Consider the following 8,305-nt stretch of genomic DNA (forward strand, 5'->3'; position numbering starts at 1 on the left):
TCGACCTGATCATGCCGGGGGAGACTGGCTTGTCGCTCGGACGGTGGCTCCGGAGCTACTCGGCTCAAACCCGCATCGTGATCATGAGCGCCGCTGGCGAGCTCGTTCAGCTGATCGCCGAGAGCGACGCGCCCGGACGGACCTTATGACCGGCTTCCAGCCGTGGCTCAAGATTCGGTCCACATGGATGGCTCAAATATGCACAAGCGCCAACAATCAATCCTTCAATGCTCGACTTCAGACCCAGCCATGGAACGCGGCAGTTTTCAGTTTCAGCCCCTGCCTGAACCGGGGGTCGGCTCTTTCGCACCAGCGGGCGACCAGGAGATGTTGTCACTGAGAAGCGTCTTCGACCAACTCAGGGCTCGCGTCACGGTGGTTGACAGGTATCACCGGTATCTTTATGCGAATCGCGAGGTTCTGGAGTTCTTCGACAAGCCGACATCGGAAATCATCGGCCATCACGTTTCCGAGCTGCTCGGCACCGAGATCTTTGCGGCCTATCTCCCGTTCAGCCATCGAATTCTCAGCGGGGAATCCTTCCGCTGGGATGGGTGGATCGAATATCCACACAGAGGGCGCCGCTTCGTCGAGCAGCAATGGATGCCCTACTTTTCATCGGCCGGCGCGATCATCGGAATGATCGCGATCGCCAGGGACATGACTGCGCAGAAGACGCTCGAGCTGGAACTGGCGGCACAGGTTTCCGCTTTGGCGCTGACCCGGACGTTGAAGGCTGCCATCGTCGACTGCGCGTTGGCGGGCATCATGGCGATCGACTCTCGCGGACGAGTGATCGAGTTCAATCGTGCGTGCGAATCCATGTTCAAGTTGTCTCGCGAAGACGTCGGAGACGTGCGGCGGATCTTCCCCGCCAAACAGTTGCTGGAGCTGCCCTTTGGACACGTTAAGCTCACCGAAGACGGCCGAACACCTGTCGACAGGGGGCCAATTCGGGGTCAGGCCGTCTCCGGCGATGGCACGGAGTTTCCCGTGGAAATGCTGGTCTGGAAGACAGCGGTGGACGGTGATGAGCTGACCACGATTTCTTTGATCGATCTGACGGAGAGATTGCAGCAGCGGCACGAACTGGAGCGGCAGCGTGAGGCGTTGCGCCAAAGCGAAAAGCTCTCGGCCATGGGGAGTCTGTTGGCTGGCGTGGCGCACGAGCTGAACAATCCGATGGCGATTGTCATGGGAAGAGCTATGCTGCTTGAGGAGAAGCTAGGCGAGCCCGCGCTGAAAAGCGATGCGAAAAAGGTTCGGGAGGCTGCCGAGCGCTGCGCGCGAATACTGCGGACCTTCCTCAACATGGCGCGCAGCCGGCCCGCGACCAAGACTATCTTCCGGATCAATGATTTGGTTTGCGCCGCCTGCGATCTGCTCGGCTATGCCTTTCGAAGCCATGATATTGCATGCCACTTGACGCTATCGGAGGATCTGCCTTCCATCACAGGCGATGCGGATCAGATCGGCCAGATCCTCCTCAATCTTCTTATTAACGCGCAACAAGCGCTCTCTACCGTGCCACCGCCAAGGCGCATCAGCATACAGAGCAGTTGCCGCCGATCGGACCACGAGTTGCTGATATCGGTGCGAGTGGCGGACAACGGGCCGGGAATACCGGAGCATTTGGCCGGCCGGATTTTCGAGCCGTACTTCACTACGAAGCCCGAAGGCATCGGAACCGGGTTGGGTTTGGCCGTTTCTCGCACGATAGCGCTGTCGCATGGCGGAGACCTAGTGATGAGCGCATCTTCCGCCGAGAGCGGAACCGAATTCGAGCTTTGCATTCCTGTTGCCGCACCCACGGCAAACTCGAGGAGCGGCGGCTCCTACGCAGTCGAACAGGCGAAGAGCGCCTCCTTCGGTCGGGTGCTAATTGTCGACGACGAAGCGGAGCTGGCCGCGCTGATGGGTGAAATGTTGGCGAAACACGGCCACTCGGTCAGGACTTGTTCGAGCGGAGCCGAGGCGCTCGAGATCCTGAAGAAGCACACTTTCGACGCCATTGCGTGTGATCTGTGGATGCCGGACATGGACGGCGCAGCTTTTCAACAACACATACGTCGACTGCACCCCGAAATGGCCAATCGGATTGTCTTCGTGACTGGCGATATGAGCGCGATCAACAGCCCATTCCTGGAAGGAAGTGGATGCATCAGGATCGAGAAGCCCTTCGACCAGAAGCAACTGGTCGAGTCGATCGATCTCGCGATAGGGAAGGGCCGGTAAGGATGCGCGTGCCCGCCGGAGCCATGCTACGCGTGGTGCTACTCATCCTTGACGGATGCGGCCATCGTTCGAATTCGACGCGATGGATCGATTGATGGGTCGGGGGTCCTTGTTGTGCTCGCGGATGTGGCGCATCAGGTTGCGACCCACAGGCCCTTCATTAAAGTGAAGATGAAGTGCCCATCGAATTTCGCCTTCCATGCGGCTGGCTTCATGCCGCCACCTGATTAGCGAGCAAGCTCAGCAGGCTCACGCTGCGAGCCACTGAAGACCGACGATGGGCGTGTCCAACCAGGAGACGCGCCATGCCGATGAACCGAGTCCAGTTCCAGAAGGGGCTGTCTGAACCGCCCCGTCTTTCGAGGAGGCTCCTTCGATTGAGAATGGAGCCAAGATGCGGAAGTCCCCGAAGTTTTCCCCCGAGGTGATCGAGCGCGCGGTGCGCTTGGTGTTCGACGCCAAGGATCAGTACCCGTCGCAGTGGGCGGCGATCGACTCGATCGCCGGCAAGATCGGCTGCACAGCCGTGACGCTGCGCAAGTGGGTGCGCCAAGGCGAGCGCGACAGCGGCGCGCGGCCCGGGCCCACGACGGCCGAGCAGCAGCGCATCAAGGAACTTGAGCGCGAGGTCCGTGAGCTGCGCAAGACCAATGAGATCCTGAAGCTGGCCAGCGCGTATTTCGCCCAGGCGGAGCTCGACCGCCACAGCAAGAATTGAACGCCTTCATCGACAAGCATCGCGCTCGCCTGGGGGTCGAGTCGATCTGCCGCGCACTGCAGGTCGCCCCGTCGGCGTACCGACGTCACGCAGCGCGCCTGCGCGAGCCCGGGTTGCTGCCTGCGCGGGCCCGGCGCGATGCGAGCTTGAGGCCGCAGGTTCAGCGCGTGTACGACGCGAACCTGCGGGTCTACGGCGCCGACAGGGTGTGGCGGCAGTTGCTGCTCGAAGGCGTGAGCGTGGCGCGCTGCACGGTGGAGCGACTGATGCGCAGGCTTGGCCTGCAAGGCGTACGACGCGGCAAGGGCGTGCGCACGACGGTGCCCGATGCCAAGGTGGCGTGTCCGCTGGATCGCGTCAACCGGCACTTCAAGGCGCAGCGGCCGAATCAGCTGTGGGTGGCGGACTTCACCTACGTCTCGACCTGGCAAGGCTTCGTGCTTCGTATACGTGGCCTTCGTCGTCGACGTCTTCGCGCGGCGCATCGTGGGCTGGCGGGTCAGCAGTTCGATGCAGACCGACTTCGTGCTCGACGCGCTGAAGCAAGCGCTGTATGCGCGGCGTGCCGAGCGCGATGGCGACCTGGTGCACTACAGCGATAGTAAGAATGCGCGGACCAGTTTGTTCCTGGGCGGCCTGACCCTCACAGCGATGGACCGGCCGAGGGGCTGGCGCCGCGAGGTGCCCCTGGTGGCCTGACCCCCACTCCGATCGACCGGCAAGCCGTGTCCTTCCCCGGACCTGTCGGCCGCCCGGGAGCATCTTGCGGCTGAGGCTTTGCCTCGCCGCTGCATGTGACCCAAGAAGGGCCTGACGTCCTGTCACGTTACTGTCCTGTCCGAGCATCCGGTCGCGGCCGAGCCACTGTCGTCATGGATCATCACTCGGAGGCAACCATGGAGGACCGTCCTACTGGAGCTGCTGGCGTTGTCGGCGGCGTTGACACCCACAAGGACCGGCACGTCGCAGCTGTCGTCGATGAACGGGACCAGGTGATGGGCACTCGGTCCTTTGCCGCCACGCGGCAAGGCTACCGGCAGATGCTGCAATGGATGCGTTCGTTCGGCAACGTGGTGCGCGTGGTCGCTTGTCGACGACAGCGTTGAAGCGCGAGCCGTTGGCTGAGGATGTTGGCGCCAATGAAGTGCACGGGACTTCGCTGGTCGCTTGATTGTTCGTGAGTGCGTCGGCTTGGCGTTCTCTCAATGATGCCGGCGCGACGCAGTTGCCGCCATCAGGGCCGCTGTGGGTTCGAATCGCCCGTGCCCTTCCGTTCGGCCGCGGACGCTGAAGCCATCGCGGCCTCAAGGCGACGAATCTTCTCTTCAGCCGCCGCGATCTTCCCGGTTTCGATGCCGCGAGCGGTGGCGCTGTCGAGCGCCCGCCGCCACTCGGCGAGCCGGGCGCTCGCCGCCTCCGCGTAGTCTTTGAGCAGGCGTTGTTCGCGCGCAGCCTCGAAAGCCCGAAAGCTTTCGGGGTTCATGGAATCCCACGCCTGCGGCACCCCGGACCCCGACGGGTCGATCGGTACATCGATGGGTGGAGCGCGGTCATCGCCGTGCTCGCGCGCATGGGCCATCGTCACAGCCGCGGACGCCGGTTCATCATCGATTGATGGAAGCCGGCCGGCCGGTACGGGTACTGCGACACCGGTGTCGGGCGCGGCGTTCCGCACCGACGCCCCAAGGTCGGGAACGATCGGGATCGGCGCCGCGACGGGGGTCGGTGCCGGGAATGTGGCCGGCGGTTGAGCAACCGGGACGGGCGACACATCCTGCGACGGACTCCCGAACCCGATCACCGCTGCTGCGGCGGCTCCGGCGAGCATCAGCCATGTCGCGCGTGTCATTGAATCGACCGACCTTCGGTAGTGCCCTGGGCAGGCTGGCCGCAGCCGGGGTCCGGGCGCCCCTCTGCTTCGTCGATCAACCGCTTGCGCAGTGCCGAGAACTGCTCGGCGGCCCGCCGTTGGGCGATTGCTTCCGCTGCGACGAAACGAACCGTCTCGCTTCCGATCGGATGCAAGCCGACGACACGCTCTTCGGTGCGCACGAACTGCCAGCCCGCCCCGCCCGGCGTGTCGTCGGGTTCGCGCATCGCGTGCGAGACCGTGTCTGGCGCTTGCGCGAGGGCGACCTGTTGCAGCCACTCGAGCGCGGCACCTACGGCCTCGATCCAGCCCAACTCACCGCCGCTGTTCGCCGTAGCGGCCGTCGAATGGCGTCGTGCGACGTCGGCGAAGGGTTCGCCAGCTGCGAGCTCGCGCGCCACCGAACGCGTACAGGCTTCGTCGGTACATCGAATGTGGCGAGCCCGCACGCGCTCGATGCGCTGAAACTGATCTTGATGGCGAGCGTAGAACTCGGCAATCTCCTCGCTCGTCACCTCCTGCTTCAGCGCCTCGATGCGGGCATTCGTGCGGTGGGAGTCTGTCGAGGCGCCGATGTATAGCGCATAAGCCTTGCGACGCTCGCGATCAACCATGAGGTCGTGAAGGCGGGCAAGGTCGTCGCGGTCGAGGCCTCCTTCTGCCGTTGCCCACTTGCGAACCACGTGGTCTCGAAGCAGCCGCCGCGCCTGTCGATCGATGAAGTCGACATTGGTTTGCTGCACCTGGTTTCGGCCTTGCACGTCGAGTCGTTGCCAAACGTCCTTCAGCGTCAGGCGGCGCGGTTCCTCGCCGTCGAGGCGGAAGTCGTACAAGGGGAATTCGTCCAGAGCCGCGAACTCGTGCGGGGCGAGGCGGTCGTCCAGCCGCACGGAGTCCGTCGCGAACAATGCCGACAGCCGTTCGGTGTCGAGCGCATGTCGACGAATGACGGCGCGCGCGACCGCAGCCGCGTCTTCCGTGCGCACCACGCCCGGGCGTGCACGTTCTAGCGTCGCATAGAGCGCCTCGTCCGACAAAGTATCGAGGGAATAGCCGACCCGCGCGTCGTCGAACAGGCTATCATCTCCGACCGCGTGAAGCGCGTAGCGTCCGAGGATCCGGTCGTGCCGCACGGCCGTCGCAACAGCGTCCAAAGTTGTGGAGGGTTCGTGCGAGCGAGCGGATTGCAGCAGGACCGTGACTGCCGCGCTTGACAGCCGCCACCCATCGACGCACAAGGGCGACGCTTCGCGCGGCGCGTCCGGCGCACCGCCGGCGCGAGGCGCCGGCCAGGGCGCCGCGATGACCAACGCCATCGCGGCGGCGAGCAGCTTCGTCATTTCGCCATTCTCTCTGCTGCCCGATCCAAGATGCGCACGGCCAAGGCAATGGCGTGAGGGACCATCGACCGGCCAACGAGAACTCGCACACCATGGTCGGTCGACGATAGCGCCAGCACGCCCGCTCCGTAGGAGAAGTCGCCGGCCTTGTACAGGAGAGGGCGGACGTCCGTTGCATCCTTGCCCAGTGGCGGCAGCTTCGTCAGTGCGTTCCGAACCAGGTAGAACGCCCCCAGTTGCTCGCTGTCGTAGTAGGCCTGAACCCACGTCTCCCACCCGGAGTGGTTATTGCCGAGCGTATTCCACGTGTGGTGTGGCACTGCGACATCGGTCGTGTGCAGCACGAAACCGAGGGTCTGCGCCGTCGGTTGTGCGAGGAATTGCTTGAACCAGTACTGACCCAGGTTGCTGATCGGCTGGAACGGGAACTTCTGGAAATCGGAGTACATCGACGGCGTCGATAAGCCGGACAGTCGGTAGTTCTTTTCCGTGATGCCGTAGGTGTTGTAGCGGGAGTCTTCGCCGAAGACGCCTTCCATGCCGCCGCTGCCATCGTCCAGGTGATCATTCCAGAGCCACGCCGCCGCGAGCTCGTCGATATCGCCCTTGATGGCGATGCGGCTGTAGTTGTATCCGCCGAAAGGATTGCCGTGCACGTCGGCGCCATGCGAGTGGTCCTGGAAGTGCCAGAACGACGTGTAGCGACCGATCGACGTGCCCAGGCCCCAGGCGGGGGCGCCGACACAGTCGCCGGTGATCGCGCCGCAGATGTATGTGTCCGCGAAGTAGTCGACGTCGTGCGCTCCTTGCGCGATGACCTGTGCGAACTGGTCGATGCTGAATCCCGCCTTAGTGACACCGTTCAGCAACTTCTGATAGTTGGTGACGTCCGGGTTGGCCCGCATGAACTTGACAGCGTCTAGCACGATTCGGCGGTGTGTTTCCGGCGAGAACGCGTGGGCCGGAAGTCCAGCCCAGAATGCCACCAGGAGAACGACTGCAAAGCGGCGTGTGATGATTGACAACATGATAGTGACCGTGAGATTCCTATGCCCGAACGGGCGGCATGAATGGTGTACCAGGAAGCGGCAATGCAATGCCGGAACTTCCCGGGATTGATCAAATATTGGCGCGATAAGCCAAATACGCCCGCAACTCCTGTAGGCACGCCGTGGTGCTTCGCCCGGCGCGCTTTTCGGTTCGCTCGGCGGAGTGGCGGCCGCTGGCTAGATGTCGACCGGTCCCGCCTTCTGGGTGGACCAGACAGTGCGCGACCAATCGCGCAGCACGTCATGCGTCGGTGCGAGGTCGCGCATTGCAGGTGCACGGTCGAACAGGCTTTCCAATGCCTGAGCAGCTTGCGTGCGAACTTGCTGCCGAAGCCTTCGGGCCTTGCGCGCGCGCCTTCCCGGAGACAGTGCGCGGCAGAATCGCGTCGTCCGGGCAGGGCAAGCGCGCCGGCGGGTCCGCCGTGCGCTTCGATGCGCGCCGCATTGCCATGCATTGCCGTCTCGAAGGCCTGCTGGGCCTCACGAAACCTATTGACCGCAATGCACGCCCAGCCAAGAGTCAACGCGAATCGTCGGTATCCGGGTGCGCAGCGTATGGCATTGCGCAATGGAGAAATGGCCGTGTCGATGTCCCAGGAAGTGGTGTAAGTCCAACCACAGCGTAGCGGCGCTAGCCGCGCAGCTGTGGCGGCCGCCCCGTGAGGGGTTGCCATCGTGATTCCGGATAGGGTTGAGGTGCGAAGACCACCCTTGATCCTTGCGAAGGAAACCACGATGACCACCCCCACTATGGCATTGGCTGAACTGGCCGAGAAGGGCGAAGATGATCGTCAACCACCTGCCCAACGTCCTGACCTGCTGCACGCATCGCATCAGCAATGCCATGGACGACTGAACTCGAAGGTGGCGACCATCCAGAAGCGCGCCTGCGGCTACCCGAACGATAGCGGTTTGCAGCCCGATAGTCGGGTTGCTCACCCCGAAGTGGACTCGCAGGTCGACGACGGGGATGATCGACTGGCCGCGGCGAATGCGGCCGACCAGGTAGGCCGGCACGCCCGCGATGCTGCAAGGCCGTTCGTAGCCCAACACCTCCTGCACGCATCGCATGTCGATGCCGTAGGAGCGATCG

5 protein-coding genes, 2 pseudogenes and 1 other annotated feature are annotated in these 8,305 nt (G+C 63.5%); of the genes and pseudogenes, 3 read left to right on the forward strand and 4 right to left on the reverse strand.

The genetic code is table 11. The features are described from left to right. The first annotated feature begins 198 nt into the window (after nt 1-198). The 3 genes and pseudogenes from P1K89_RS33055 to P1K89_RS33075 form a co-directional block, all read left to right on the forward strand. Nucleotides 199-2,235: a response regulator gene (locus P1K89_RS33055; RefSeq protein WP_284620793.1), complete on the forward strand. Its 2,037-nt coding sequence runs from the start codon at nt 199-201 to the stop codon at nt 2,233-2,235. Between the two features lie 394 nt (nt 2,236-2,629). Beyond that, nucleotides 2,630-3,577: pseudogene (locus P1K89_RS33370) on the forward strand (IS3 family transposase); the annotation flags it as partial. Continuing rightward, nucleotides 2,908-3,024: a sequence feature (AL1L pseudoknot), on the forward strand. It overlaps the preceding pseudogene by 117 nt. A 272-nt stretch (nt 3,578-3,849) precedes the next feature. After that, nucleotides 3,850-4,035 (forward strand): annotated as a pseudogene (locus P1K89_RS33075) (IS110 family transposase); the annotation flags it as partial. Between the two features lie 152 nt (nt 4,036-4,187). Here the strand turns inward: P1K89_RS33075 and P1K89_RS33080 are convergent. The 4 genes from P1K89_RS33080 to P1K89_RS33375 form a co-directional block, all read right to left on the reverse strand. Beyond that, entirely contained in the window at nt 4,188-4,781 is a 594-nt protein-coding gene (locus tag P1K89_RS33080; protein ID WP_284620795.1) for a hypothetical protein, read from the reverse strand. A gap of 17 nt (nt 4,782-4,798) precedes the next feature. Further along, nucleotides 4,799-6,163 (reverse strand): peptidylprolyl isomerase, encoded by a 1,365-nt coding sequence (locus P1K89_RS33085; protein ID WP_284620796.1) that lies wholly within the window; start codon nt 6,161-6,163, stop codon nt 4,799-4,801. Next, nucleotides 6,160-7,191 carry a phospholipase C/P1 nuclease family protein gene (locus P1K89_RS33090; RefSeq protein WP_284620797.1) on the reverse strand — a complete coding sequence of 344 codons (1,032 nt, stop codon included), beginning with the start codon at nt 7,189-7,191 and terminating at the stop codon, nt 6,160-6,162. The genes P1K89_RS33085 and P1K89_RS33090 overlap by 4 nt, the downstream gene beginning before the upstream one ends. A gap of 510 nt (nt 7,192-7,701) precedes the next feature. Continuing rightward, nucleotides 7,702-8,283, reverse strand: coding sequence for a chemotaxis protein CheW (locus P1K89_RS33375; protein WP_350082633.1), 582 nt, complete (start codon nt 8,281-8,283; stop codon nt 7,702-7,704). Between the last annotated feature and the right edge of the window lie 22 nt (nt 8,284-8,305).

The sequence above is a fragment of the Aquabacterium humicola genome (genome assembly GCF_030167915.1).
In the GTDB taxonomy this organism is placed as follows: domain Bacteria; phylum Pseudomonadota; class Gammaproteobacteria; order Burkholderiales; family Burkholderiaceae_C; genus Pseudaquabacterium; species Pseudaquabacterium humicola.